We start from the raw sequence: 26,703 nt of genomic DNA on the forward strand, positions 1-26,703 counted from the left end.
CCGTGTTCCACAAGCCGGTGCTCCTCGTCATCGCCCACGGCAGCCGCGACCCGCGGCACGCCGCGACCGTGCACGCCCTGGTGCGGCGGGTACGGTCGCTGCGACCGGGGCTGCGCGTGGAGACCGGCTTCCTGGACTTCAACATCCCGTCCGTGCAGGGCGTGCTGGAGTCCCTGGCGGCGGAGGGCGTGCATGACGTGGTGGCCCTCCCGCTGCTGCTGACCCGCGCCTTCCACGCGAAGGCCGACATCCCGGCGGTGCTGCGGGGCGCGCCGCAGCGGCTGCGGATCCGCCAGGCGGAGGTCCTGGGCCCGTCCCCGCTGTTGCTGTCCGCCCTGGAGCGGCGACTGTACGAGGCGGGGCTGACCCCCGCCGACAAGTCCTCGACCGGGGTCGTGCTGGCCTCGGCGGGGTCCACCGACCCGGAGGCGATCGCAGTGATCGCAGAAATCGCGCGGGAGTGGCGGCACACCGGTTGGTGCGCCGTGCGGCCTGCGTTCGCCTCCGCATCCCTTCCGCGCACCGAGGACGCGGTACGCGAACTGCGCGCCCTCGGCTGCGAGAAGGTGGCCGTGGCCCCCTACGTCCTCGCCCCCGGCTTCCTCCCCGACCGCATCGCCCGCGGCGCCACCGAGGCGGACGTCCTGGCCGACGTCCTGGGCGCGGCTCCCGAGGTGGCCAGGGTGCTGCTGGAACGGGCCGACGCGGTGGCGGCGCGCGGCCGGTTGTCGCGCACGGCCTGACGGGCCGCGCCCCTGCTCACCCGGTGACGCGGTCGGCCAGGCTCACCAGTTCCGACAGGGGCATCGAACCGGCGGCCCGTCGCTCGCGCGCGAAGGTGTTGGCGAGCTGCTGGAGCAGTTCGTTCAGGGGGGTGGGGACCCCGTGCAGACGGCCCAGGAGGACGATTTCGCCGTTGAGGTAGTCGGCCTCGATCGTGCCGGTGCCGCGAGTGAGGGACTGCCAGGAGGAGCCGCCGCCACGGGGGGTGCCGGGGAGAGGAACGAGAGTGATCTTGTCGCCGCGGATCCGCTGCTGTTCCTCGACGCTCGTGTGCGGGATGCCAGCCGCGTCCAGCACGGCCTCGCCCTCGGCGCGGACCCTGGCGTAGAAGGCCTGGGCCCCGTCGTCGGCGACGGGTCCCGTGACCGCTTCCAGGGCGGTGCCGAGGTTGTGCAGGAGTTTGGCGTACTGCCAGCGGGCCACGTCGGGGACGACAGGGGCCTCGAACTTCGACTTCTCGAGGTCGGCGGCGATCAGCCGGGCGGTCTCGTCGGTGCCGTGCGGGTGCCGGCCGAGGTGGAGGACACCGGTGAGAGGGGTCCCGGCGGCGGAGACGACACCGGGTTCGACGTAGGTGGCGGGGAGCCACACGCAGACGCCGTAGACGTGCCGGAAGCGGCGCAGAGCGAGCCGCTGGCTCTCCACACCGTTCTGCGCGCAGACCAGGGGCAGCCGCTCGGCCGCGGTGCCGCCGCCCTCGACCAGGACCGGGGCCCACGCCTGGAGGGCCGCCTCGCTGTCCTGGGTCTTCACGGCGAGGACCAGGACGTCGTCGGCGCGCAGCTCGCCCAGCGGGCCGGGCCCGTCGACCGTCGGCAGCCGGTACGTGAACTCGCCCTCCGGCGCCTTCAGCCGCAGTCCGCCCTCGCGCAGTGCCGCGTGGTGCGCGCCGCGCGCGACCAGGACGACCTCGTGTCCGGATCCCGCCAGCCGACCGCCGATCGTGCCGCCGACCGCTCCTGCCCCGATGATGATGTAGCGCATGGGACGAGCTTCGCACAGACGTGTGTACGCTCCATCGGATGATCGAGGAAACCCTCACATTGGGCGGGAACTTGACCGTCCACCGTCTCGGTTACGGGACCGCGCAGCTCACGGGACCCGGTTACTGGGGGCCGCGTGGGGACGCCGCGGACGCGGTGGCGGTGCTGCGGCGGGCGGTCGAGCGGGGTGTGACGCTGATCGACACGGCCGACAACTACGGCCCCTCGATCGCCGAGGAACTCGTGGCCCGGGCCCTGTACCCCTATCCGCCGGGGCTGTTGATCGCCACCAAGGGCGGGGTCGTACGCACCAGCGACCGGGCCTGGCACGTCGACGGGCGGCCGGAGCGGCTGCGGGCGATGTGCGAGGCGAGTCTGCGCAGGCTGCGGCTGGAGACCATCGACCTGTACCAGCTGCATCGGCTCGATCCCGCGGTGCCGGTGGCCGAACAGCTCGGGGCGCTGGACGAGTTGCGCGCCGAAGGGAAGATCCGGCACGTCGGGCTCGACACGGTCACCGCCGAACAGCTCGAAGCCGCGGTGGAGTTGACGGAGGTCGCGTCCGTCCAGAACCGCTACAACCTCCTCGACCGCGCCTCCGAGTCACTGCTGGCGTTGTGCGAGGCGCGCGGGATCGCGTTCCTGCCGTGGTTCCCGCTGGGCAACGGGGCGTTGACGACGGACCCGGTGTGCGCGTCCGTCGCCGACGCGCACGGGGTCACCCCGGGCCAGGTCGCCCTGGCGTGGCTGCTGCACCGCTCCCCCGTGCTCTGCCCGACCCCCGGCACCGGCACCCTGGCCCACCTGGAGGAGAACCTCGACGCGGGCGCCGTACGCCTGTCGAAGGGCGAGCTGGCGGCCCTCACGCTCAGGCCCGCTCCGTCAGCTCCACCAGCTTGACGACCGTGTTCCAGTTGCGGGTCGTGGCGATCAGGCCCTTGTTGACGCGAGGCTTGGACAGGCGCTCGGCGAGCTTGGAGCGGCCGAGGCCGTCGGGGGCGTACAGGTACAGCGCGCGGTCGCCAAGGCGGAACTCCTCGGGGAGGTGGGCGGCCCGGTCGATCTCCGCGAAGCGCTCCTCGTCGACGGGTGCGGAGAAGTACGTGACGTGCAGTTGCCTGGCCTCCAGCTCGGCGGCCGGGAACGGGCAGGCGTCGACGACCGCCTTCAGGTAGGCGTGGTCGCGCACGATCACGTCCACCGAGAAGCCGAAGTGCCGCTCGACCGCTTCCGCGAGTTCGGCGGCGAGGGAGTCCTCGTCGCCGTGGCCGGCGGCGAACACGGCCTGGCCGCTCTGGAGGTAGGTGCGGACGGAGCCGTGACCGATACCCTCCATCAGCGTGCGCAGGTCGGCCATGGGGACCTTCTTGCTGCCGCCCACGTTGATTCCGCGCAGCAGCGCCGCGTACATCGTCGTCGTCATCCGCACACCATAAGGCGGCCCGCGCCCCGTCCCCGATCAACGACCCCTGAGTCCGCCGGATAGATGTAAGGGACCACGGTCCTCCCCAGTGGGGAGGAGCCGGGGTCCGTCGGGAGGAGCCGGGCCGGTCACACCTCACCGGGCAGCACGACGAGATGGCTTTATCCGGCCCATACCTTCGAAGCGGAAGGTGGCGGCAGGGGGCTGCCACCGCGCACAAGGGGGCGGGCCGGTCATGGGGAAGACAGATACACGGGTGCGGGGGTTCGCCGCCCGGGCCGGCGGCTGGAGCGCCCGCCACCGATGGGCGGCCGTCGGTATCTGGGTACTGTTCGTCGTCCTGGCGATGGGGATCGGCTCGGCGATGGGCACGGTCGAGGTCAAGGAGAGCGACCAGCTGTCGGGCGAGACCCACACCGCCGCCAAGATCATCGAGGACGCCGGCATCGAGGAGCCGGCCAATGAGACCGTCCTGGTCCAGGCGAAGGACGGCTCCCTCAAGGCCACCGACGCGGAGTTCAAGAGCGCCGTCGCCGCGATCGTCAAGGCCGTCGAGGGGACCGGCAAGGTCACCGACGTGACATCGCCGTACGACACGAACACGATTTCGAAGGACGGGCGCAGCGCGCTCGTGCAGTTCGACATGCGTGGTGACTCCGACACCGCGGGCGAGCGGGTCGAGCCCGTGCTCGAGGCCGTCGCGGGCGTGCAGAAGGAACACGCCTCGCTGCGGATCGAGGAGATCGGCGGCGCCAGCATGATGAAGACGGTCTCCGACGCGTTCGGAAACGACTTCCAGAAGGCCGAGTACTCCGCCGTGCCGGTGGCTCTGGGCATCCTCCTGATCGCCTTCGGCGCGCTGGTCGCCGCGCTGCTTCCGGTGGCGCTCGCGCTCACCGCGATCATGGCGACGATGGGTCTGATGGGCATCGCCAGCCACTGGCAGCCGATGGACGACACCGCGAGCTCCGTGATGCTGCTGGTCGGCCTGGCCGTGGGTGTCGACTACTGCCTGTTCTATCTGCGCCGTGAGCGCGAGGAGCGGGCCGCGGGCCGGGACGCGGAGACCGCGCTGCGGATCGCCGCGGCGACCAGTGGACGTGCCGTGATCGTCTCCGGTGTCACCGTGTGCGTGGCGATGGCGGGAATGCTGTTCACCGGGCTCGCCACCTTCGAGGCGATGGGCCTGGCCTCCCTGATGGTGGTCGCGGTCGCCATGGTCGGTTCGGTGACCGTGCTGCCCGCGCTGCTCTCGCTGCTCGGCGAGCGCGTGGAGAAGGGCCGGATTCCGTTCCTGCACCCCGACAAGCGCCGTAAGAACGGCAACGGCCCCCGGGCCTCCGAGGGCAGCCGGTTCTGGAGCGCCGTCCTGAAAGTCGTGCTCGCCAGGCCCGCCGTCTCGCTGGTCGTCGCAGCCGGCGCGCTGCTCGCCGTCGCGATGCCCGCGCTCGGCATGAAGACCCAGCAGCTCACCCTGGACCAGGAGTTCGGCGACTCGCTGCCCATCGTCCAGACCTACAACCGGCTCAACGAGGCCTTCCCGGGCGGCGCCGAGCCGGCCGAGGTGGTCGTCAAGGCGAAGGACATCAACGCTCCCGAGGTGAAGTCCGCGCTGGCCGACTTCCGTGAGCGGGCGATCAGTTCGGGCGCCTCGCGCGGCCCGGTCGAGATCAAGCTGCACGACGCGCAGAACCTCGCCTACGTCTACGTTCCGCTCGTCGGCGGCTCCGATCTGGACAAGGCCGGTGGGAGCCTGGACAAGCTGCGCGACGAGGTGCGGCCCGCCACGCTCGGCAAGGTCGACGGCGTCGAGGCGCCCATCACCGGGCAGGTCGCCGGGTCGAAGGACTTCAACGACCAGCTGGCCGGAGCGGTCGTCCCGGTCTTCGCCTTCGTCGTGGTCTTCGCCTTCGGGCTGATGCTGATGTCGTTCCGCTCGCTGACGATCGCGATCACCTCGATCGCGCTGAACCTGCTGTCGGTGGGCGCGGCGTACGGCATCCTCGTGGCCGTCTTCCAGCACGGCTGGGGCGCGTCGCTGGTGGGCGCGAAGGGGGTGGGCGCCATCGTCACCTGGCTGCCGCTGTTCCTCTTCGTGATCCTGTTCGGCCTGTCGATGGACTACCACGTGTTCGTGGTCTCGAGGATCCGTGAGGCGCGGCTGCGCGGCCGGACCACGAAGGACGCCATCACACACGGTGTGGTCACCACGGCCGGTGTCGTCACCAGCGCCGCGGTCATCATGGTCGCCGTCTTCGCGATCTTCGGGACGCTGTCCATGCAGACCATGAAGCAGATGGGTGTGGGCCTGGCGGCGGCGGTCCTGATCGACGCGACGATCATCCGGGGCGTCTTGCTCCCCTCGGTGATGGCGCTGCTCGGTGAGCGCAACTGGTACCTGCCGAAGTGGCTGCACCGGCTGCCGGACCTCACCCACGACGAGGCGCCCGAGGCCGTGGCACGGCCGGCCCGGGACGACGAGGGCGAGCCACTGAGGGTCTGATCCCCCGGCTCGGGCCAGGGCCCGTCGGTCTCCCACGGGGAGGGACCGACGGGCCCTCGCTCATGCCCGGCGTGCGGCCAGTTCGGCCTCGATGAGGTCGGCCGCGCGTCGGGTGCCACCTTCCTCGGCCATGCCGGCCTGGATCTCCTTGAGCCGGCGGGCGACCTCCGGATCGTCGACGAGGGCCAGGGCCGCCGTGCGCAGCGTCTCGGCGGTGGCCTCCTCGGTCGGGATGTGCCGGGCCACCCCGAGCGCCTGGAGCATGTCGGCGTTGCCGAACTGGTCGACGGCCTGCGGTACGGCGATCATCGGGGTGCCGGTGGCCAGCCCCTCCTGGCTGCCTCCGGCGCCTGCGTGCGTGACGAACAGGTCGGCCTGCTTGAGGATGGCCAACTGCGGTACCCAGGAGCGCACTTCCACGTTCGCCGGTACGTCGCCCAGGTCGGCCGCGGTCACGTGCTTGCCGACCTGGAGCACCAGGTGCCAGCCGGGCAGGTCGCGGAAGGCCTCGACGCACTGCCGGTAGAAGCCGGGCTGGTTGGTGAAGGACGAGCCCAGGGACACGAGCACGACCTTCTCCGCGCCGGCGGGGCGCTCCCAGTCGCCCTCGGTGGTGCGGTCGCCCTGGCAGGCACCCACGAAGGTGTACACGCTCTCGTCGACGCGGTCGGCGTTGGGCTGGAGCACCTTGGGGATGAGGACGATGGAGCGGTCGGGGTGGCCGTAGAACTGATGGGGGTGCTCGGTGATCCCGTTCTCCTCGAGCCATGCCTGGAAGCGGGCGAAGTAGGCCCGGCCGCGCTCGGTCTTCTTCGGCTCCGCCCACATCGGCTCGGCGACCTCCTCCTCGTAGCCCTGCCAGGCGACCAGGTTGGGCGAGAGGGAGATCGCGGGGACGCCCCAGCGGTGGGCGAGGACACGGGCCGGGTAGGCGGTGATGTCGTGCAGGACGAGGTCGGGTTCGTCTCCCTCGTAGGCCTTGATCAGCTGGGGCAGCGCCTGGATGGCGTCCCTCAGGAAGGGCTCCACGTTGTCCAGCAGGGTGGTCCCCCAGGCCGACGGGTCGTCGTCGGGCGTGGGCAGGGTGGAGTGCCAGGTCCTCGCCTCCGCGCCGGTGGCCGCGACCTTGTCCGCGAACAGTGCCGGGATCGCGTAGGTGACGCGGTGGCCGCGCGCGACGAGTTCGCGGATCACCTCCAGGCTGGGGTTCACGTGGCCGTGGGCGGCGATGGAGAACATGGCGATGTGGGCGGGGGTGGTCATGACCGCGACCCTAGGCGAGACGATACGTATCGTGCAATCCGATGAGCGACCTCCGGCTCCGCGCCATGGCGCGTCAACGTTCGATCGGTGATGTGGACGGGGGGTCTGTGGACACCCGACGTCCGTGCCGCCCACTTCGTCGAAGTGCCCGCCCTGCGGGCGGCCTTCGACGCCTCGGCCGATCCCGTCACGCGGGTTGGCCACACCGCGGAGTCCGGGTCCGCGCCACGCAGGAAGCCGAGCACCGGCGCGGCTACCGGTGTCTGGAACGGGTTGGTCCGCTGTTTGACGAGGGTGTCGTCCTGGTCCGTGAGCTGCGCGCCCTCGACCCCGCGGCCGGTGCCGCTCCGCTCGCCCGGGCCCTCCTCGACCGGGCGAGCGCGTGGAGCACCGCAAGCGGTTCGCCGCGGCGCGGGCCGGCTTCCGGGAGCACTCGCCCTGGGCGCCGCTCAGCGCTGATAGCGGGCGAGGACCAGGTTGCCGTCCTTCTCCAGACGTCTCCTCAGCTCGTCGACGCCGATGGCGCCGCTGTAGTACTCCTGGAAGGCCGGGGTGGCCACCTTGTCCTTCCACTCGGGGTAGCCGCGCACGAACTGCGCCGGGGCGGGGCGCAGGTGGGCGGCGAGGGCGGTGCCCGTGGCCCAGTCGTCCTCCGTGGTGTGCAGGGCGGGGTCCTTCAGCGCCTGGGTGCCGGTGGGCAGCATCCAGTCGCCGAGCGCCAGCCGCACCATGTTCCGCGGCTCGAGCAGGAAGTCGAGGAAGGCGACGGCCTCCTCCTTGTGCGGGCTGTCCGCGGCGACGGACAGCGTCTGCGGGCTGACGCCCTGGGCGAGGCCGTCGGCGCCCGCCGGGGCCGGCAGCACCTGCCAGTCGAAGCCCTCGGGCGCCTGCTGGGCGATCTGCTGGCGGTAGGAGAACCCGAGCGGGACCATGGCGTACTTGCCGCCGAAGAACCCGGGCAGAGTGTCCGAGCCTCCGCTGCCCAGGGTCGTGGGCGAGGCGCTGCGGTCGGTGTTCACCTGGTCGTGCACGGTGCGCGGTACGACCTCGTCGCCGGCGTCGAAGCGGATGGTGACCCGGCCGTCCACGCCACGGTGGAACAGTTGCCCGCCCGCCGAGAGCGAGAGGTTGAGGGTGGCGGAGACCGGCTCCTTCAGCGGCCAGGCGACGCCGTATCGTCCCTTGCCGCCGAGTTCGTCGGTGATCTGCCGGAACTCGGCCCAGCTCCACGGCTTCTCGGGGGTCGGGATCCGTACACCGGACTCCTTCAGCCAGGTCGCGTTGGCGACGAGCACCCGTGGTTCCTGGAGGAACGGCACGCCGTAGACACCCTCGCCGAAGGTGGTTGTCTCCCAACTCCGCTGCGGGATGTCGGACTTCAGCCGCTCGGGCAGCAGGTCGGTCAGATTGGTGAGATAGCCGCCGTAGGCGAAGTCTGCGAGGTCGTCGGAGGCGTCGTGGATGATGTCCGGTGCCTCGCCGCCCTCGAAGGAGGTGAGGAGCTGGTCGTGCACGCTGTCCCAACTCCCCTGCACATACTCCACCTTGATGTCCGGGTGGGTCGCGTTCCACTCCTTCACCAGCTCCTTGTTGGCCTCGACGGACTCGTCCTGCCAGGCGAGAGACTGGAAACGCAGGGTGACGGGGCCGTCGTCGTCGCGTCCTCCGCCGGACGAGCAGCCGGTGAGGAACAGTGCCACGACGAGCGCCAGGACGGATGGGGTCCGCATCAGCTCTTCACCGCCCCGGTGAGCATGCCGCCCGTGATCCGCCGCTGGATGACCGCGAAGACGACCAGGGAGGGGAGGGTGGCGAGCAACGCGGCGGCGGCCAGCGGCCCGAGGTCCGCCACGCCCTCCGCCCCGATGAAATGGGTCAGGACGACCGGCAGCGTCTGCTTCTCCGGGGTCTTGAGCAGCACCAGCGCGAGGAAGAACTCGTTCCAGGCCGTGATGAACGCGAACAGCGCCGTCGCCACGATCCCCGGCGCGAGCAGCGGCGCCGTCACCGACACCAGGGTCCGCAGCCGCCCCGCCCCGTCGACCGCCGCCGCCTCCTCCAGCTCCACGGGGACGGCCCGGACGTATCCGACGAGCATCCACAGCGCGAACGGCAGTGCCCACACCACGTACACCATCACCAGTCCCGGCACCGAGTCGATCAGCCGCAGGTTCTTCAGCACCAGGAACAGCGGGATGATCACCAGCACGAACGGGAACGCCTGGCTGACGACAACCCAGCCGCTCGCCGCCCGGGACAGCCGGGTGCGGTGCCGGGCCATGACGTACGCCATCGGTGTCGCGACGGCCACCGCGATCACGGCGGCGCCCAGGGCCGCGAGGAGCGAGTTGGACGCGGCGTGCAGCAGGGGCTGTTCGTCGAAAGCCTGCCGGAAGTTGGTGAGGGTGGGGTCCCTCGGGATCCAGGTGGGGTGCAGGCTGCCCAGTTCGCGGGGCGGCTTGAACGCGGTGGAGACCAGCCAGAGGAAGGGGAAGGCGAGGAAGACGAGATACCCGAGCAGGGCGGTGTACTGGCCCGCTCGGGCCGCCGGACGGGTCCTCATGTGTCATCGCCTCCTTTGAGCCGGCCCACCAGGAACAGGGCGAGGAACAGGGCGATCACCGCGACCATCACGCAACCCATCGCCGCCGCGTACCCGAACTGGCCGTAACGGAAGGCCTCTTCGTAGGCGAAGAGCATGGGCAGGCGGGTGCGGCCGCCCGGTCCGCCGTTGGTCAGCACGTAGACCAGGGCGAAGCTGTTGAAGTTCCAGATGAAGTTGAGTGCCGTGATGGCGAGGGCGATGGGTCTGAGAGCGGGCCAGGTGACCGTGCGGAAGCGGCGCCAGGCGCCCGCGCCGTCCACCGCGGCCGCCTCGTGCAGTTCGCGCGGAGTGTTCTGGAGCCCCGCGAGCAGGGTGACGGTCGTCTGCGGCATGCCCGCCCACACCCCGACGACGATCACCGCCGGGAGGGCGGTCGCCAGGCCGCTGAGCCAGTCGCGGCCGTCGCCGAGGCCGAGGTCGCGCAGGGTCTCGTTGAGGATGCCGGCGTCCGGGTTGTAGACGAGGCGCCACATGATGCCGACGACGACCTCGGGCATCGCCCAGGGGACGATGGCGAGCGCTCTGGCGAGCCACCTCAGCCGTAAGTCCTGGTTCAGGAGCAGCGCGAGGCCGAGGGCGAGCAGGAACTGCGGGACGGTCACGCCGACCGCCCAGACGAGGCCGATGCGGAACGACTCCCAGAACAGGGTGTCGTGCAGCAGGTCCCGGAAGTTGAGTCCGCCGATCCACCGGGTGGGGTCGGTCCGGCCCGACTGGGCGTCGGTGAAGGCCAGCAGGATGCCGTAGAGCAGGGGCCCCACACTCAGGACGAGGATGGGGAGCAGCGCGGGCAGGACGAGGAACCAGGCGCCGTGGCCGCCGACGCCCCGCCGCCTGCCCGAGCCCGGCGCGCCGCGCACCGGTGGCCTCACTTCTGCCGTCTCACTCACCGATGTCACGTCATCAGCCCCTTTGCACGGCTCGGACGGGCCTGGTCATGGTCGTGAAGGTCATGTGCCGCGTCAAGGCACCGTGCACACCGCCCGACCTGTGCGGATGCGACACTGGCCGACGAATGGCGGGAACGCGACGGCGTGCGCGCGGGCGCATCGGGGCGAGTACGGGCAGGGAGCGGACCATGGACGAGGCACGGGCGCGGGGCGTACTGGACGCGGCGGGGGTGCTGCCCGTCGCGGCCCGGGACGTGCGGCTCCTCGCCCTGGGTGAGAACGCGGTGTTCGCCGCGGGTGAGCTGGTCGTGAAGGTGGGCCGCGACGCCGAACTCCTGGACCGGGCGCGGCGTGAACTGGACATCGCCGGGTGGCTCGCCAGGGCGGGTGTTCCGGCGGTGCGGGCGGTGGAGCCGGAGGCGCGGCTCGTGGAGGGGCATCCGGTGACGGTGTGGCACCGGCTGCCGGATCCGGTACGGCCGGCCGAGCCGCGGGATTTGGCCGAACTGCTACGGGTCGTCCACACGCTGCCCTTGCCCTCCTTCGCGTTGCCGCCCCGCGACCTGCTGGGCGGGGTGGAACGGTGGCTGCGGCTCGCCGGGGACGCGATCGATCCGGCGGACGCGGCATATCTGCGGGAACGGCGGGACGGTTTCGCGGCGGCCGCGGCGGCGCTCACCCCGCAGCTGCCGCCCGGGCCGATCCACGGCGACGCGCTGCCCCGCAATGTGCATGTCGGGCCGGACGGACCCGTGCTGGTGGACCTGGAGACGTTCTCCGCGGACCTGCGGGAGCACGACCTGGTGGTCATGGCCCTCTCCCGTGACCGCTACGGGCTGCCCGCCGGGGCGTACGAGTCGTTCGTCGAGACGTACGGCTGGGATGTGCGCGCGTGGGAGGGCTGCGGTGTGCTGCGCGGGGCCCGGGAGACGGCGAGCTGCGCGTGGGTGGCACAGCACGCGCCCAACAATCCCAAGGCGTTGGCCGAGTTCGAGCGACGGGTGGGATCGCTGCGGGAGGGTGACGCGGCGGTGCGGTGGTACCCCTTCTGAGAGGGGCTCACACGGTGGGGCTCTCCGCCAGTTCCCGCAGGGGCCACGTACCGTCCACCACCGCGTCCGTTTCCCCCTTGCCGCGCAGGAAGTTCTGGAAGTCGGCCGCCCAGGCGGCGTACCACTCGATCTGGCGGTGGTGGAGTTCCGCGGGGCCGAGGGCGGCGATCTTCGGGTGGCGGGTGGCTATCGCGGAGGCGAGGTGGGCGGCTGCCAGGGCGTCGGAGGATGCGTCGTGGGCGGTGTCGAGGGTGACGCCGTACTCGGCGCAGACGGCTTCGAGGTTGCGCTTGCCACGGCGGTAGCGGTCGGCCCAGCGGTCGATGGTGTACGGGTCGATGACGGGCGCCGGATCCGGGCCGCCGAGGCGGTCGCGCAGGGACGGCAGGGCGTGCCGCCGGAGTTCGGCGGAGAGCAGGGTGAGGTCGAACGCGGCGTTGTAGGCGACGACCGGGACGCCCGTCTTCCAGTACGAGACGAGGACGTCGGCGATGGCGTCCGCGACCTGGTCGGCCGGCCGGCCCTCGGTGACCGCTCGCTCATTGCTGATGCCGTGCACCGCGACCGCGTCCGCCGGGATCTCCACGCCCGGATCCGCCAGCCACTCGCGGTGCCCGAGGACTTTCCCGGCTCTGACCTCGATCACGGCGCCCGTGACGATGCGCGCCTGCCGCGGATCCGTCCCGGTCGTCTCCAGGTCGAAGCCGATGAGCAGCTCCCGGTGCCAGGCCATGCGGCCCCCCTTCTCGGTGGTGCTTTCCCCCAGTGGCCTTCACCATCGCATGCGCCACTGACAATCAGAGGTCCGCGTTCCGTTTGCCCGCCCTCCGTCGCGCCACGCCCACCGCCGCCCCACGCCCGGGCGCGGTTCAGGACACCGGTCGCGAATCCACCCAAGCCAGCTCGAACTCCTCGCGGTACGCGGCGAACAGCCCGCCCTCGTCGATCTCGTCCGACTTGAGCACCCGGTGCCCGTTGCGCAGCACCAGCACCGGCGCCTCCATGCCCCGCGCCCGCCGCAGATAGGACTGCACGACCGCGACGCCGTCGGAGCCGTCGCCGTCGACGAGGTAGGCGGTGAAGCGGGGGGTCTCGTCGTAGACCTGGATCTGGAAGGCGTCCGGGTCCCGCAGCCGGGAGCGCACCCGGCGCATGTGCAGGATGTTCATCTCGACGGAGCGGCTCAGCTCGCCCCGTTTCAGACCGAGCTCCCGTTCCCGCCGCTTCACCGCGCTGGAGGCGGGGTTGAGGAAGAGCAGCCGGACGCGGGCGCCCGCCTCGGCCAGCCGGATCATCCGGCGTCCGGAGAAGTTCTGCACGAGCAGGTTGAGGCCGATGCCGATGGCGTCGAGCCTGCGGGCGCCGCCGAAGATGTCCTCGGCGGGGAACCGGCGCATCAGCCGCACCCGGTCGGAGTGCACGGCGACGACGTCGGCGTAGCGGTCGCCGACGAGGTCCTCGACCGCGTCGACGGGCAGCCGGCGGGCGGAGGGCACGTCGCCGCCCGTGCCGAGCATCTCCAGCAGGTGCGCGGAGGCGCGTTCCGCCTGGTTCAGGACGGCCTCGGACAGGGCGCGGTTGCGGGAGACGACGTTGCGGGTGACCTCGAGCTCGTCGAAGGCGAGTTCGAGGTCACGGCGCTCGTCGAAGTAGGGCTCGAAGCACGGCCAGTGCTGCACCATCAGCTCGCGCAGCTGCGGCAGCGTGAGGAAGCTGATCACGTTGTCGTCGGCCGGGTCGAGCAGGTAGCCCTTGCGGCGGCTGACCTCACGGACGGCGACCGCGCGCTGTACCCATTCCTGTCCGGCGGGGCCGGCCGCGGCCACGACCCACTCGTCGCCATGGACGGGCTCGTAGATGGGGCGCAGGACGGCGGCCACGACCGCGCGCAGCCGCTGCTCGACGAGGTTCAGCCAGATGTAGGCCCGGCCGGCCCGTTGGGCGCGGGTACGCACCTCGCGCCAGGCGTCGGCGTCCCAGTCCAGCTCCGGTCCGATGGCGCCCACGTCCATCGGCCGGGCCAGGGACACCGTGCCGGGCGGGACCTCTGTGGAGCTCCCCTCGTGACCCTCGTCACCAGGGGGCAGCTCCAGCCCTCCCGAGCCCACCCGCGCACCGCCTTCCGCTCCCCCGAGCACTCCCCGTCCCAACGATCAAGGAAGGGTACTCCGCAAGCGGTCGACGGTGCAGCCGGATGGGCATGGCATTTATCGACTACCCGTTGCGGGGCCGGCCGTTCTGGTCGGCGAGGGCGGCCGGAGTGAGCGGATTCATAGCGGTCACATCGCGGGGGGCGATGGAGAAGCCCTGCCAGTGCACCGGCATCGGCTGCTGGTCCTCGTCGCGCGCGATGTGGTGGAAGCCCACGTTCACCCAGACCACGGGCCGGGTGAGGGTCTGCCCGTTCACCCACTGGTTGACGAACCGCGGATGGCCGTTCGCGCAGCCCGGGTTGTTGCTGGCGAACTGCTCGCACTTGTCGTACTCGGTGAAGTAGACGTCGTGCCGGGTGAAGCTGCGGCCCGGGTACTTGCTGGTGGCGTTCTGGACGATCTCGTACGACCGCGCGTGGCCGTCCTTGTTCTTTCCGGTGGCGCTGACCACGCGCCACCAGCGCATGTTCTTGGCGTCGCCCGCGAGTTCCTTGGTGACCTTGGTGCGGGTGGTCTTGTTGGTGGGCGCCTCCTGGCCGCGCGCGGGCGGGCTGACGACCGAGTCGTACTGCTCGACGGTGTTCTTGGAGGAGCCGTCGAGGGCGAAGTTGAGCTTCCAGAAGACGTTGTGGGCGTGGCTGGTGGCCTTGGAGCGGGCACCGTTGCCGATGGGCCAGCCGCGGCCGTCGCCGGCGTCGTAGTCGCCCGGCGAGAGGCTGCCGGTCGCGCCGACGTTCATGTTGATGGTGCCGTCGTCCTGGAAGCGCCATTCGGTCATGTACTCGTACCAGCCGACCTTGTTGACGGTGTAGACGAGCAGGTCCTTGCCCTGCTCCTGGTACACCTTGTTGTTGTCGGCCTGCATGCGGTACGCGTGACCGCGCGCGCGGGTGGTGGTGCACAGCCCCTTGATGTTGGGGTTGTCCGAGTAGAAGGCGTCCTGGACCTTGACGGTCTTGATGGTGCCGCCGGGGCACTCGGCGGGCGCCATGTTCACCAGGCCCTGCGCGAAGCCGAAGCCCGTCAGGTCGTCGTACTCGACGCTTCCGTCGTCGTAGGGGACGTCGATCTGACCCAGTCTGGCGCTCTCCAGCACCTTGATGGGCTTGGTCTCGCCCTTGGGCTGGTAGGAGACGTTGTCCAGGACGAGGCCGGCCTTGCTGTCGTAGCGCCAGCACATCCGCCAGGTGGTTCCGGTGGAGAGCTTCTGCTCGATGCGGTAGGCCGCGCTGCACTCGGCGGCGGGTGCGGGGGCGGCCTTCGGCTGGGCGGTGGCCGGTCCGGCGCCCGTCGTCACACCGGCGGCCAGTGCGACCAGGGAGAGACCGACCGCCGTGCGCCCGCGGGCACGGCTGGAACTGTTCACGCGCATGAAGAAGTGACTCCCTTGCAGGAGGGAAGGGTGGAAAAGTGGATGGAGTGCGGGCTCAGCCGCGGTCGAGCACGGCGACCTTGCGGGCGCTCAGGTCGACGATGAGGTGGCGGGCGTCGATCCACGGCCCGTTCTTCACCTTGGGGAAGAGCCGCACGCAGCGGTGTTCGCCGCACTTGTCGAGCGCGGCGGGCTGGGCGCCCGGCGTGGCCCGGTAGATCGCTGCGTTGAGCTGGAGCTGGTCCGGCGAGGTGAGCTCGTTGCCGGTGGCGTCCTTGTAGTCGGCCTTCAGGTCCGCGCCCAGCTTGTCGGCGATCAGCAGCTGTGCGGCCTCGGTGTTCTCGTCGCGGCTGAGCGGCGGCTGGACGCCGTGCTGCCGGGAGGTCTCCTCGACCTTGCCGGTGTCGAGGTTGACGGTCCTGGTGACGAGTTCGTCGCTCTTGTAGTCGTAGAACGTCACGACCGCGCGCCGGGGCGCGTCGGTGGCGTCGAGTTCGCCGGCCTCCGGCTCGGCGATGTCGACGGTGAGGCGCTGCGGGCCGCGGGCGCCCTCGACGTTCTCGCCGGAGGTGAGCATCTGCCGGTTCAGCGCGAGCTGCTCGACGCGCTTGGTCTCGTCGTCGGTCAGCGGGTCGAGGCCCTTGCCCTTCTTCCCCTCGGCGGGCGCCTCCTCGACGACGCCGGGCCGCGGCGCGGCAAGCGGGCCGCCCTGCTGCTGTGCCGCCTGCTCAGCGGCCGGTGCGCCGCTCGTCCCGCCCGTTTCCTTGGCGCCCGCCGTGCCCGGCAGGGTGACCGCGACCATCGCGGCGGTCCCCGCCACCGCTATGGCCGCGCCGGCCACCACCTTTCCCAGGTGGCGGTGCACTGTCTTGCGCACGTTTTCTCCCTACTCCCCCTGTGTCCCTTGGGAGTATTCGTTTCTGCCCCACAGATTCGGCATACCGGGTATGCACTGGTCGGCCGGTAAGAGGGACGTAAGTCGTAGGTGGTTCCCTCACTTTTGGGGAGACTCGGAGGAAGGTGCCACCGGGGGCACCACACACCTGGAAGAGTCGTGTACATGCAGGTCTGGCCTGGAGAGGCGTATCCACTCGGTGCCACGTACGACGGCGCCGGCACGAACTTCGCGGTCTTCACGGAGGCCGCGGACCGAGTAGAGCTGTGTCTGTTGCACGACGACGGCTCGGAGACGGCGGTGGAACTGCGGGAGAGCGACGCGTTCGTGCGGCACGCGTATCTCCCGGGCGTGATGCCGGGACAGCGGTACGGGTTCAGGGTGCACGGGCCGTACGCCCCCGAGCACGGGCTGCGCTGCAACTCGGCGAAGCTGCTGCTCGACCCGTACGCGCGTGCCATCAGCGGTTCGGTCCGCTGGGGCGAGGAGGTGTACGGCTACCACTTCGGCGAGCCCGAGCGGCGCAACGACCTCGACTCGGCCCCGCACACGATGTCGTCGGTCGTGGTCAACCCGTACTTCGACTGGGGTGACGACCGGCGGCCGCGCACCGAGTACCACCACACGGTGATCTACGAGGCCCACGTCAAGGGCCTCACCATGCTTCACCCCGGGCTGCCGGAGGAGTTGCGCGGCACCTACGCGGGGCTCGCGCATCCAGCGCTCATCGAGCATCTGGTGGAGCTCGGCGTCACGGCGCTGGAACTGATGCCGGTGCACCAGTTCGTCAACGACCACCGGCTGGTCGACATGGGCCTGAACAACTACTGGGGCTACAACACGATCGGCTTCTTCGCCCCGCACAACGCCTACGCCTCCTGGGGCGACCGCGGGCAGCAGGTCCTGGAGTTCAAGTCGGCGGTGCGGGCGCTGCACGAGGCCGGCATCGAGGTCATCCTGGACGTCGTCTACAACCACACCGCCGAAGGCAACCACCTGGGCCCGACGCTGTCCTTCCGGGGCCTGGACAACCCGTCCTACTACCGCCTCGCGGACGATCCCCGCTACTACATGGACACCACGGGGACCGGCAACTCCCTGCTGATGCGCTCCCCGCACGTGCTCCAGCTGATCATGGACTCGCTGCGGTACTGGGTCACCGAGATGCATGTCGACGGGTTCCGCTTCGACCTCGCGGCGACGCTGGCGCGGCAGTTCCACGAGGTCGACCGGCTGTCGTCGTTCTTCGACCTGGTCCAGCAGGATCCGGTCGTCTCGCAGGTGAAGCTGATCGCCGAGCCGTGGGACGTCGGTGAGGGTGGCTACCAGGTGGGCAACTTCCCGCCACTGTGGACCGAGTGGAACGGCAAGTACCGCGACACCGTGCGGGACCTGTGGCGGGGCGAGCCGCGCACGCTCGCGGAGTTCGCCTCCCGGCTGACGGGTTCGTCGGACCTCTACCAGGACGACGGCCGCCGTCCGCTGGCCTCGATCAACTTCGTGACCTGTCACGACGGGTTCACCCTGCACGACCTGGTGTCGTACAACGACAAGCACAACGACGCCAACGGCGAGGACAACCGGGACGGCGAGAGCCACAACCGCTCGTGGAACTGCGGTGCGGAGGGCGAGACCGACGACCCGGGCGTGCTGGAGCTGCGCGGGCGGCAGACCCGGAACTTCATCGCCACGCTGCTGCTCTCCCAGGGCGTGCCGATGATCAGCCACGGCGACGAGTTCGGGCGCACCCAGCGCGGCAACAACAACGCCTACTGCCAGGACAGCGAGCTGGCCTGGGTGCACTGGCCCGAGGACGGCAGCGAGCTGCTCGACTTCACGCGCGCGCTGGTGTGGCTGCGCAAGGAACACCCCGTCTTCCGCAGGCGGCGCTTCTTCCACGGCCGGCCCGTCGAGGGCACCCACGACGAGCTGTCCGACATCGCCTGGTTCACGCCCGAGGGCAAGGAGATGACCCAGCGGGACTGGGACTCGGCGCCGGCGTCGGCACTGACGGTGTTCCTCAACGGCAACGCGATCTCCGAACCCGGCGCGCGCGGGGAGCGCATCGCCGACGACTCCTTCCTGCTGCTGGTCAACGCCTCACCGCAGACCCTGGAGTTCGTCGTCCCGGTCGACCACGGCCGGCAGTGGCAGGTGGTGGTGGACACCGCGCTCCCGGAGGGCGTGGCACCGGGCACGGAGGCGAAGGTCCAGGCGGGCGACAAGCTGACGCTGGTGGACCGGAGCATGACGGTACTGCGACGGCCGGACTAGCCGTCGGCGTCACTCGTATGGGCCAGGGTCCGGGCAGGTGGCGGGGCCGATGACAGGAAAGGCGGTGGGGCGGGTACGTAGGTCTGCATGACATCTGAGCGAGTGGACACGGCGGTTCCGACGGCCACCTACCGGCTGCAGCTGCAGCCCGAGTTCCCCTTCACGGCCGCGGCGGCGGCCGTGCCGTATCTGGCCTCGCTCGGGGTCTCGCACCTGCATCTGTCCCCCGTCCTGGAGTCCGTGCCGGGGTCGGCGCACGGCTACGACGTCGTGGACCACGCGCGCGTGCGTGAGGAGTTGGGCGGCGAGGAGGGGCTGCGGGCGCTCTCGCGGACCGCGCGGGAGCACGGTCTGGGCCTGGTGGTGGACATCGTGCCGAACCACATGGCCATGGCCCCACGGCACAACCGCGCCCTGTGGGAAGTGCTGCGCGAGGGCTCCGAGTCGCCGTACGCGCGCTGGTTCGACATCGACTGGGAGGCGCAGGAGGGGCAGGTGCTGCTCCCGGTGCTCGGCGGGCCCCTGGGTTCGGTGCTCGGCGACCTGCGCGTCGACGGGGACGTGCTGCGCTACCACGACCACGCGTTCCCGCTGCGTGAGGGCACCGCGGGGCTGCCGTTGCCGCGGCTGCTGGACGCGCAGTGGTACCGGCCGGTGTGGTGGCGGCTGGCTCGTACGGAGCTCAACTACCGGCGGTTCTTCAGCATCTCGGAGCTGATCGGGGTGCGGGTCGAGGACCCGGAGGTGTTCGAGGCCACCCACGCCAAGATCCTCCAGCTGCTGCACGAGGGCGTGGTCGACGGGCTGCGCGTCGACCACCCCGACGGACTCGCCGACCCCGACGCCTACCTGCGGCGGCTGCACGAGGCGACCGGGGGCCGCTGGACGGTCGTGGAGAAGATCCTCGCGGACGGCGAGCACCTGCCGGCCTCCTGGCCGGTCGCGGGCACCACCGGCTACGACGCCCTGCGGCACGTCGACGGCGTCCTCACGGACCCGGCGGGGGCCGGCGAACTGCTCGGCCGGTACCGGCGGTTCGCGGCGCCGCAGACCGACCGGGGCGGGCAGTGGGAGGCGACGGTGCGGCGCGCCGCGTACCGGGTGCTCTCGCACGAGCTGGCCGCCGAGGTGGACCGGCTGACCCGGGTCGCGCACCGGCTGTGCGGGACGTCGCCCGACCCGGCGCTGCGCGACCGCGCGCCCTGGGCACTGCGCACCGCGCTGGAGGAGCTGCTGGTCCGGCTGGAGGTCTATCGCCCGTACGTCTCCCAGGACGCGGCCGCGGTCCTCACCGAGGAGGCCGCGGCCGAGGCCCGGCTCGCCTTCGTGGTGCCGGAGGAGGCCGGCGCGGTGGACGTCGTACGGAATCTGCTGCTCGGGCGGGCGGGCGGCGACGGGCCGGAGGTGGTGGAGCTGCGGACGCGGTTCGCGCAGACGGCGTCCGCGCTGCGGGCCAAGTCGGTGGAGGACACGGCGTTCTACCGGTACGTGCCGCTGCTGTCGGCCACCGAGGTCGGCGGCGATCCCGGGCGGCCGGCCCTGCCCCCGGAGGAGTTCCACGCGTACTGCGCGCGCGTGCAGCGCGACTGGCCCGCCACCGGGACCGTCGTGTCGACCCACGACACCAAGCGCAGCGCCGACGTACGGGCCGCGCTGGCCGTGCTCACCGAGTGCCCGGAGCGCTGGGCGGACGCCCTGGCGGAGGCGACCCGCACCGGCGAGGGCGTGCCGGACGCGCAGCTGGCGTGGGCGGCCTGGCAGACGGTGTTCGGGCTCGGGCCCGCCGCCGCGGAGCGGGTGGAGCAGGCGCTGCTGAAGCATGTGCGCGAGGCGGGTCTCTACACGAGCTGGACGGAGCAGGAGCCGTCGTACGAGGAGGCGGTGGCCGCGTTCCTCGCCGCGGGCCCGTGCGGGCCGCCGGGCGCCCGGGTGGCAGCCCTGCGCGAGGCGCTGGAACCGCATGTCCGGGCGAACGTGCTCGGCGCGGCGCTGCTCCATCTGACGATGCCGGGGGTGCCGGACGTCTACCAGGGCACGGAGGGCGAGTGCCGTGCGCTGGTGGACCCCGACAACCGGCGGGCGGTGGACTTCCCGCCGCGGGACGCCGGCGACAAGGGCGCGGTGACCGCGGCCGCGCTGCGGTTGCGCCGGCGGCGGCCCGGTGTCTTCGGGGAGTCGGCGACGTACGAGCCGCTGGCCGCGGAAGGCCCCGCGCGGGCGCACTGTCTGGCGTTCGCGCGCTCGGGTGAGGTGGTGGCCGCCGTGACGCGGTTGTCGCTGCGGCTGTCGGAGGCGGGCGGTTGGCGGGAGACGCGGCTGGCGCTGCCGGCGGGGCGCTGGGTCGACGTGCTCGCTCCGGAGCGGGAGTACACGGGGCACGCGCGCGTGGCGGACCTGTTCGCGGGGCTGCCGGTGACGCTGCTGGAGCGGGTGGGTGAGTGAGCGCTCCGCGAGGGTGGCCACGGCGGCGTTCAGTGGGCCCTGCAACGCGACTTCAAGTGGCCCCGGTTCGCGGATGATTCATGAGAAATCCAGTCTCGCCCGGATTTCTGGCGGGTTGCCGGGCCTGGCCGCTCGGCATCATCCGACGGTGTCCAGGATCTGCCGGATACGCGCGGCGTAGGCCCGGGGGTGGCTGGTGTTTCCGTTGTGGCCGCCGGGCAACTCCTGCAGTTCACAGTCGAGCAGTGCGACCAGGGCTGTCGCGCACTGGTGGTCGAAGACGGTTCGCGCGGTGGTGCGCCCGACAGCGGGCACGATGCGTGTGCTGACGTCCTTCAGCGCGGCGGTGTCGAGGGTGTCGTGAATGACCGCGGTGAAGTCGTGCCGGATGAAGTAGTCGAAGTTCGCGGTGCGCTGGGCGGTCATCGGCTGGGGCGTCAGATCGGGTTCGGTGTCCGTGGCGGCGGGGTCGATGCCCAGGGTCCTGGCGATCTCCGGGAGGGCGACGCCGAGGCCGTCGCGGAGGTAGAGGTCCTGAAGGGCGGCGAGTTCGTGCTCGTGGCGGGCGCGCTCATCGTCGGGCAGCAGGCGTGGGGCGACCGGCTCGTGGGCGATGAGGGTACGGATCTGTTCGGGATGCCGCACGGCGGTGTGCATGCCGATGACGGCCCCGAGGCTGCAGCCGAGCATGAGTGCGGAGGTGTCCGTGAGAGAGGCCAGGAGGCGGTGGACGTCGTCGGCGTGCTCGGCCAGTGTGGCGCCCAGCTCGGGGGCGTCGAGTCGGCTGCGGGACAGGCCGCGGCGGTCGTAGGTGACCACGGTGTAGGAATCCGCGAGTTGGGCGACGAGGTCGGTGCTGCGGTCGGCGTCGCCCTCTCCGCTTTGCGAGATCAGCAGCAGCGGGCCGGCGCCACGGACCTGGTAGTGCAGGACGGCGCCAGGAACGGTGAGTGTGCCGGTGGTCTTGGGCATGGTGATCCCCCTTGTGGGCGGGCGGTCCTTCCGCCGCGTCCTTCGACCACCGTAATACATCGAACTAGATACATCAATCTCGATGAATCGAGTTCGATGTATATTGGATGGCATGAACGGAGTCGAGCTGTTCCTGCTGGGACGCACTCTGATGAAGATCGGCGAGGAGGCCTTGCCGGAGCCTCCGACCGGCGGCGGCCGATATGCGGGCAGCGCCCGCCTGGTGCTGATCGTGGCCAGTGACATCGCCGCTCATCCCGATACCGCGGTCGGCGAGATCGCCTCCCGCACCGGTCTGCCGCAGAGCCAGGTGTCCTCGGCCATCGCCCGGCTGAAGGAAGCCGGATCGGTGCGGACGGCGCCGGATCCCGTTGACCGGCGCCGTGTGCTGGTGCGTCAGGCCGCCGCGGTTTCCGAGCGAGTGGCGCAGGTTCGCGCCGTCGGCATCGAGGATGCTCTCGCCAGGGCACTCGGATCCGATGACCCGCACCGGCTGAGGGAGGTCTCGGAGGCGTTGGGTGTGCTCACCCGGAACCTCATGCCGCCGTCAGGGGACCCGGATTCCCGCCCCTGACCGGATGGGGCGGGACGGCGTACGGAAGATGGTGCATGAGCCCTTCCGGCGCATTCCTGGCGGAGCCCGCGGGAGCTGACGCCCTTGAGGGAGTTGACCAGCTTGGAGACTGGACTTCGGGCGACATCACTCCATCGACTCCAGAATGCGGTCGAGTGTCCGGCGCCCCATTCCGCTCATCGTCGGATTGCTCTCGACGTAGTACCAGACGACACCCATCGCCTGTTCGAACGCCCATGCCTTGCCGCGCTCCCACTCCAGGTCGTCACAGACCAGTGTCCGCCGGAGCACCTCCCGCGGGCCCGGCTGCAACAGGTGCCAGGCACTGACGAGATCCAGCGCGGGGTCGGCCGGGCCGAAGCCGCCGGTGTCGAGTACGCCGCTGAGACGGTCTCCCGCGACCAGTACATTGCCGGGTATCAAGTCACCGTGGCTCATCACGTCGGCACCCGTGCGTGGCAACTCCCGAAGGTCGCTCCACACCTGGCGCAGCCGGGGCACGTCGAGCAGCCCCTCACTCTCCTCGAAGCACTTCGCCATCCAATCGTCGTGGTGAGCGAGAACGCCGCCACGATTTTCGCCGCTGAAACGCCGCCCCCGCGTCTCGGTGTCCCGCAGGGCCGCGATGAAGGCCGCAAGGTCCTCGGCAAAAGCGTCCGACCCACTAGGGTCGGCATCGGAGGCGACCGTTCCCGGCAGCCATGTCTGGACCGACCATGGCATGGGGTAACCCGCTCCAGGCCTTCCCAAGGCGACGGGTTGCGGGGCGGGGAACCGAGACACCTGTGCCAGCTCCGCGCTCGCCCGGGCTTCCTGTTCCAGAACCGCCAGCGCCTCGGCAGCATCGGCCAGACGCAGTGGGAAACGCGCAGAGAGGTCGTTCCCGATGCGGAAGATGGCGTTGACCGTCCCGGTTGACGACAGGCGTCGGATCGCCCTGCCGCTCCACTGAGGGAACTGTTCTTGGATCAAGGTCGCGACGATGTCGGTGGTCACGTCCACTTGGTCATCGTGCATGGTCATCTCGCAGGCCTTCCACTAGTCCCATTCGAAGCGCCGTGAGCAGACCGGATCAAAGCCGGATCTGACGGGGCAACGACCCGTAGAACCCAAGTCGCCTTCGTGGAGCCATTGAACGCCACTGGCAAGCGAGGGGCCGTCATGCCTCTTCCGGCCCGGAAGCACTTTCGACGCCCCCGGCCGCCTCCCCCTGCGCGTCCTTGACAGTTCACCGGGACCGTGGGGTACTGCGGATGCGGGGCCGGACGGACACATGACGGGGGTGAGTCCACTGCCGGAGCTGCGCTATCCCACTCTCGTCGAACTGTTCTCTTCCGCGCGGGCGTTGGCCGCCCGTGGGCCTGCCCTGTGCACGCTCAGACAAGTGGGGGTCTCCCGCGCGGGCAGGCCCCTGCACCTGCTCTCCGTGGGCCACGCCCGCCGGGCCGTCCTGGTCGTCGCCGGCGCCCACGCGAACGAGCCGACCGGCGGCCGCACACTCCTCGCCCTCGCCGAACGAGTGCTCCACGAAGAGGAGTTGCGGGACGGCACGTCCTGGCACTTCCTGCTCTGCGCGGACCCCGACGGGGCGAGCCTGCATGTGACGCCGGCGCCGCGCAGTCTGCTGGAGTACCACCTCGGGTTCTTCCGGCCCGCGGGTCCCGAGCAGCCGGAGTGGTCGCCCGCCGTGCTGCCTCCGGACCGGCTGCCCCCGGAGACACGCGCCCTGACCGGGGTCATCGACGAACTGCGGCCCTACCTCCAGGTGACGCTGCACGGGACCGACCTGGGCGGCAGCTGGGTGCAGTTGACCCGGGACATACCCGGTCTCGCCGAGCCGTTCGCGAAGTCGGCTGCCGAACTGCACATCCCGGTGGAGACCGGCGCCTCGGACGCGGCGGGCTGGCCCGCGTCGGGACCCGGCGTGCACGTGATGCCCGAGCCGGGCGCGGACGCGGTGCACCCGAGCATGCCGGACGACGCCCGCCAGAGCACCTGGTACCACACGCACCGCTACGGCGGTCTGACCGCGGTGGTCGAGGTGCCGATGTGGGCGAGCGACCTGGTGGACGACCCGGCGCCGCATCCCGCGCCGGCAGCGGCGATGCGGCGCCTCGCGCACCGGCTGCTGCGGGACGCGCTGGAGGTGGAGCGGGCGCTCGCGGACGCGCGGCCGCGTCTGGAGGGCGTGGACGGGCCGCTGCTGCGGTCCGCGCGGTGGGCGCTGGAGCTGATCCCGGGGCTGGCCGCGGACTGGCTGCGCACGCCGCCGGCGGACGCCACGATGGCGTACGTCGGCAGCGTGGACGCGTTCGGCCGACGTCTGCCGTTGCGGGCCGCGGCGATGCTGCTGCGAGTCCTGCGGGAGAGCGACGACCGCGCGGCACCCCGACTGGAGCGGCTGGTGGCGACCTGGAGCGATGCCTTCGCCGAGCGCTTCCGGGCCCGCTGGGTGCCCCTGGAACACCAGGTAGAGCACCAGTCCCGCACGGTGGTCGCGGCAGCGCTGCACGCGCGCGAGAGGCCGGTGTGAGCGGCGGGCGCCCGACCCTCACCGGTCGGGCGCTCCCGCACTCACGCGTCGGCGCTCCGGTTCACACTCGTCAGCCACTCCCGCACTGACGCGTCGGCGCTCCGGTTCACACTCGTCAGCCGCTCCCGCACTCACCCGCGAAGCGCTCCCGCACTCACCCTTCGAGCGCGAACACCGACCCCGTACGTGCCGCCAGCACGCACCCGTTCGAGAACGTCCGCTCGTAGGCGACCGGCCGGCCGTCCCACGTCCCGCGCGCGTGGACGGTCACCGGGGCGTACTGCATGGTGCAGATGGCGTCCTTGGCGGGGATACGGCCGATGTCCCCGCCCGCCCTGCGCAGCTGCGCGCAGGCGTCGGCGGCACGCGGGTGGCCCTGGGGCGGGTCGCACAGCAGCAGGGTGCCGCGCGAGTCGTCGACGGAGGCGCCGCCCCGGGTGAGCGTGAGGTAGAGCCAGTCGCCGGGGGAGGCCGCGACGGGGGTGGCGGTGGCGAGGAGGAGGGCGGCCGCCGCGAGGAGAGCACCCCGTACAGCCGTCGTCTTCGAGGAACGCGTCATTCCAGGTGCATCGGCACGGCCGCCCCGCTCCCCCAGCCCGGCTCACCCGAACGGGGGCAGGCGGGCGTGTGCCGCGCGGCCAGTTCGAACGTCGCGAGCACCACCCGGGACTGGTACTCGACCTGGCGTGCGACCGGTGTCCAGCGTGCCCCGCAGCCGTCGCGGTAGTCGGCGCACCACGTGTCGACGAGCCGGTCCAGCTCCGGCAGCACCCCGGCCGGATCGCGGCCGGCGCCGGTCACCAGCTGGTGCAGGAGGCCCGCCGTGCGCAGCGCGAGCCGCCGTCCGGCGATGCGCAGGGCGACCAGGTGGGCGGAGCTGAGCGGCGGGAGCGGCCGCGTCGGATCGCCGACGTCGGGGTCCCAGGCGTCGGCGAGTCCGGGGCAGACGAGGACGTAGTCGTCGACCGGCGCGAGCAGGCGTGCCGCGTCCGGGACATCGGTGAGGTGGGGCCTCAGACGGGCCAGGAGGCCCTCCAGGGCACGGGTGTCGTGACGGAGGGTGTGGCTGATCGTACGCAGTACCGCGTCCCGGTCGGCGGACGGTGTGCCGTTCTGCACCGCGGCGACACCCCACATGGGCGCCTCGACGACCGCGGTGACGGTGCCGTGCCGGTGCGGGTGGAACCACGTCGACTCGACGGCCGCCTCGGTGATGGCCGCGGCCAGGTCGCCTCGCCGCGGCGGCGGTATCCGGTAGACGGCGGGCCCGAGGGCGGGCCAGTACAGGGTGTCGTACGCGCCGAGTTCGCGCGGTATGCCGAGGCGGGCGGCGGTGTGCGCGACGCGCTGGGCGAGGCCCGGCAGGTCGTGGGTGAGCTCGACGAATCCGCCGCCGACATCGACGCCGTGCAGGGAGCACTGCAGGAAGGGCCGCAGTTCGTCCTGGATTTCGAGCAGCGCGCGGGTCTCGGGCAGGGTGGCGCCGACGGCGCCGTCGGGGAGCCATTCGGGCTGTTCGAGGAAACCGGGCCGGAAGAAGTTCCGGAAGTAGTGGCCGAGGGTGTACGGGCCCGCGAGCCAGCCCTCGTTGCGGCGCAGGCCGTCGGGGTCGACGCACAGCAGCAGGTTCCAGGTGGCGTCGGCGCCCTCGGTGAGCCGGGGGTCGGTGAGGGCGCGTTCGGCGAGCCGCAGTGCGGTGGCGCCGCCCACCGGCTCGTTGGCGTGCGGTCCGGCGACGACGAGCACGTGCCGGCTGCCGTGGCCGACGGAGAGCAGCCACAGCGGGGTGCCCGCGCGGGAGGTGCCGATGCGGCGCAGCCGGGCGTCCCGCGGGCGGCGGGCGACCAGTGCGGCGGCGCGGGCGCCCAGTTCGTCGACGGTCGGGTAGCGGAGGAGCGGCGGCAGCGCACACACCTCCACCCCGTGGTGCCGTCGGTTCACCTGATGTACATGGTGTACGCACAGTGAGTCACGACTGGCGGGGTA

General features: G+C 71.4%; 21 protein-coding genes and 1 pseudogene. 8 read left to right on the forward strand and 14 right to left on the reverse strand.

Going from position 1 to position 26,703, the window contains the following annotated elements; translation table 11 throughout:
• Positions 1-2 precede the first annotated feature (2 nt).
• Positions 3-743, forward strand: coding sequence for a sirohydrochlorin chelatase (locus tag IG99_RS08790; RefSeq protein ID WP_037671630.1), 741 nt, complete (start codon positions 3-5; stop codon positions 741-743).
• A gap of 16 nt (positions 744-759) precedes the next feature.
• Here the strand turns inward: IG99_RS08790 and IG99_RS08795 are convergent, their stop codons facing one another.
• On the reverse strand, positions 760-1,767 hold the full coding sequence (locus IG99_RS08795; RefSeq protein WP_037671632.1) for a ketopantoate reductase family protein: 1,008 nt from the start codon (positions 1,765-1,767) through the stop codon (positions 760-762).
• A 38-nt stretch (positions 1,768-1,805) separates the two neighbouring features.
• Here IG99_RS08795 and IG99_RS08800 point away from each other — a divergent pair, with 38 nt between their 5' ends.
• Positions 1,806-2,666, forward strand: a complete 861-nt coding sequence (locus IG99_RS08800; RefSeq protein WP_037671633.1) for an aldo/keto reductase — start codon at positions 1,806-1,808, stop codon at positions 2,664-2,666.
• Here IG99_RS08800 and IG99_RS08805 read toward each other — a convergent pair.
• Positions 2,635-3,189 carry a DUF1697 domain-containing protein gene (locus IG99_RS08805; RefSeq protein ID WP_037671634.1) on the reverse strand — a complete coding sequence of 185 codons (555 nt, stop codon included), beginning with the start codon at positions 3,187-3,189 and terminating at the stop codon, positions 2,635-2,637. The two genes, IG99_RS08800 and IG99_RS08805, sit on opposite strands and share 32 nt — an antisense overlap.
• Before the next feature lie 235 nt (positions 3,190-3,424).
• Here IG99_RS08805 and IG99_RS08810 point away from each other — a divergent pair, with 235 nt between their 5' ends.
• Positions 3,425-5,692 (forward strand): MMPL family transporter, encoded by a 2,268-nt coding sequence (locus IG99_RS08810; RefSeq protein WP_037671636.1) that lies wholly within the window; start codon positions 3,425-3,427, stop codon positions 5,690-5,692.
• A 60-nt stretch (positions 5,693-5,752) separates the two neighbouring features.
• On the opposite strand, the pseudogene mgt reads toward IG99_RS08810, so the two are convergent.
• From mgt to IG99_RS08830, 4 genes and pseudogenes are all read right to left on the reverse strand, one after another.
• A pseudogene (gene mgt / locus IG99_RS08815) lies at positions 5,753-7,022 on the reverse strand (macrolide-inactivating glycosyltransferase).
• Between the two features lie 382 nt (positions 7,023-7,404).
• A complete protein-coding gene (locus IG99_RS08820; RefSeq protein ID WP_107055860.1) occupies positions 7,405-8,685 on the reverse strand; it encodes an ABC transporter substrate-binding protein in 1,281 nt (426 codons plus the stop codon).
• Positions 8,685-9,518, reverse strand: a complete 834-nt coding sequence (locus IG99_RS08825) for a carbohydrate ABC transporter permease (RefSeq protein ID WP_037671641.1) — start codon at positions 9,516-9,518, stop codon at positions 8,685-8,687. Before IG99_RS08825 ends, IG99_RS08820 begins: the two co-directional genes overlap by 1 nt.
• A complete protein-coding gene (locus IG99_RS08830) occupies positions 9,515-10,450 on the reverse strand; it encodes a carbohydrate ABC transporter permease (RefSeq protein WP_037671644.1) in 936 nt (311 codons plus the stop codon). The genes IG99_RS08825 and IG99_RS08830 overlap by 4 nt, the downstream gene beginning before the upstream one ends.
• A gap of 188 nt (positions 10,451-10,638) precedes the next feature.
• Between IG99_RS08830 and IG99_RS08835 the strand changes: the two genes are divergently transcribed.
• Positions 10,639-11,502: a phosphotransferase enzyme family protein gene (locus tag IG99_RS08835; RefSeq protein ID WP_037671646.1), complete on the forward strand. Its 864-nt coding sequence runs from the start codon at positions 10,639-10,641 to the stop codon at positions 11,500-11,502.
• A 7-nt stretch (positions 11,503-11,509) separates the two neighbouring features.
• On the opposite strand, the gene IG99_RS08840 is transcribed toward IG99_RS08835, so the two are convergent.
• The 4 genes from IG99_RS08840 to IG99_RS08855 form a co-directional block, all read right to left on the reverse strand.
• On the reverse strand, positions 11,510-12,235 hold the full coding sequence (locus tag IG99_RS08840; RefSeq protein ID WP_037671648.1) for a 3'-5' exonuclease: 726 nt from the start codon (positions 12,233-12,235) through the stop codon (positions 11,510-11,512).
• Between the two features lie 136 nt (positions 12,236-12,371).
• Positions 12,372-13,610, reverse strand: a complete 1,239-nt coding sequence (locus tag IG99_RS08845) for an SAV2148 family HEPN domain-containing protein (protein WP_078947588.1) — start codon at positions 13,608-13,610, stop codon at positions 12,372-12,374.
• A 106-nt stretch (positions 13,611-13,716) separates the two neighbouring features.
• The gene (locus IG99_RS08850) at positions 13,717-15,027 is read right to left on the reverse strand and encodes a copper amine oxidase (RefSeq protein WP_037671652.1); all 1,311 of its coding nucleotides are present in this window, start codon (positions 15,025-15,027) and stop codon (positions 13,717-13,719) included.
• Between the two features lie 55 nt (positions 15,028-15,082).
• The gene (locus tag IG99_RS08855) at positions 15,083-15,904 is read right to left on the reverse strand and encodes a hypothetical protein (RefSeq protein ID WP_037671655.1); all 822 of its coding nucleotides are present in this window, start codon (positions 15,902-15,904) and stop codon (positions 15,083-15,085) included.
• 183 nt (positions 15,905-16,087) lie between these two features.
• Between IG99_RS08855 and glgX the strand changes: the two genes are divergently transcribed.
• Both glgX and treY read left to right on the forward strand, forming a co-directional pair.
• On the forward strand, positions 16,088-18,196 hold the full coding sequence (glgX, locus tag IG99_RS08860; protein WP_037672213.1) for a glycogen debranching protein GlgX: 2,109 nt from the start codon (positions 16,088-16,090) through the stop codon (positions 18,194-18,196).
• Between the two features lie 87 nt (positions 18,197-18,283).
• Entirely contained in the window at positions 18,284-20,638 is a 2,355-nt protein-coding gene (treY, locus tag IG99_RS08865; RefSeq protein WP_037671658.1) for a malto-oligosyltrehalose synthase, read from the forward strand.
• A gap of 138 nt (positions 20,639-20,776) precedes the next feature.
• Here treY and IG99_RS08870 read toward each other — a convergent pair whose 3' ends face one another.
• Positions 20,777-21,610 (reverse strand): alpha/beta fold hydrolase, encoded by an 834-nt coding sequence (locus IG99_RS08870; RefSeq protein ID WP_037671660.1) that lies wholly within the window; start codon positions 21,608-21,610, stop codon positions 20,777-20,779.
• A gap of 112 nt (positions 21,611-21,722) precedes the next feature.
• Between IG99_RS08870 and IG99_RS08875 the strand changes: the two genes are divergently transcribed.
• Positions 21,723-22,184, forward strand: a complete 462-nt coding sequence (locus IG99_RS08875) for a MarR family winged helix-turn-helix transcriptional regulator (protein ID WP_037671662.1) — start codon at positions 21,723-21,725, stop codon at positions 22,182-22,184.
• 126 nt (positions 22,185-22,310) lie between these two features.
• Here the strand turns inward: IG99_RS08875 and IG99_RS08880 are convergent, their stop codons facing one another.
• Positions 22,311-23,207: an aminoglycoside phosphotransferase family protein gene (locus tag IG99_RS08880; RefSeq protein ID WP_037671665.1), complete on the reverse strand. Its 897-nt coding sequence runs from the start codon at positions 23,205-23,207 to the stop codon at positions 22,311-22,313.
• A gap of 259 nt (positions 23,208-23,466) precedes the next feature.
• Here IG99_RS08880 and IG99_RS08885 point away from each other — a divergent pair, with 259 nt between their 5' ends.
• Positions 23,467-24,717: a M14 family zinc carboxypeptidase gene (locus IG99_RS08885; protein WP_037672214.1), complete on the forward strand. Its 1,251-nt coding sequence runs from the start codon at positions 23,467-23,469 to the stop codon at positions 24,715-24,717.
• A gap of 154 nt (positions 24,718-24,871) precedes the next feature.
• Here IG99_RS08885 and IG99_RS08890 read toward each other — a convergent pair whose 3' ends face one another.
• Together IG99_RS08890 and IG99_RS08895 are read right to left on the reverse strand one after the other, a co-directional pair.
• A complete protein-coding gene (locus IG99_RS08890) occupies positions 24,872-25,276 on the reverse strand; it encodes a subtilase-type protease inhibitor (protein WP_037671667.1) in 405 nt (134 codons plus the stop codon).
• The gene (locus IG99_RS08895; protein WP_051865156.1) at positions 25,273-26,637 is read right to left on the reverse strand and encodes a M14 family zinc carboxypeptidase; all 1,365 of its coding nucleotides are present in this window, start codon (positions 26,635-26,637) and stop codon (positions 25,273-25,275) included. The genes IG99_RS08890 and IG99_RS08895 overlap by 4 nt, the downstream gene beginning before the upstream one ends.
• Between the last annotated feature and the right edge of the window lie 66 nt (positions 26,638-26,703).

It is taken from the genome of Streptomyces griseus subsp. griseus (assembly GCF_000720255.1).
In the GTDB taxonomy this organism is placed as follows: Bacteria; Actinomycetota; Actinomycetes; order Streptomycetales; family Streptomycetaceae; genus Streptomyces; species Streptomyces griseus_I.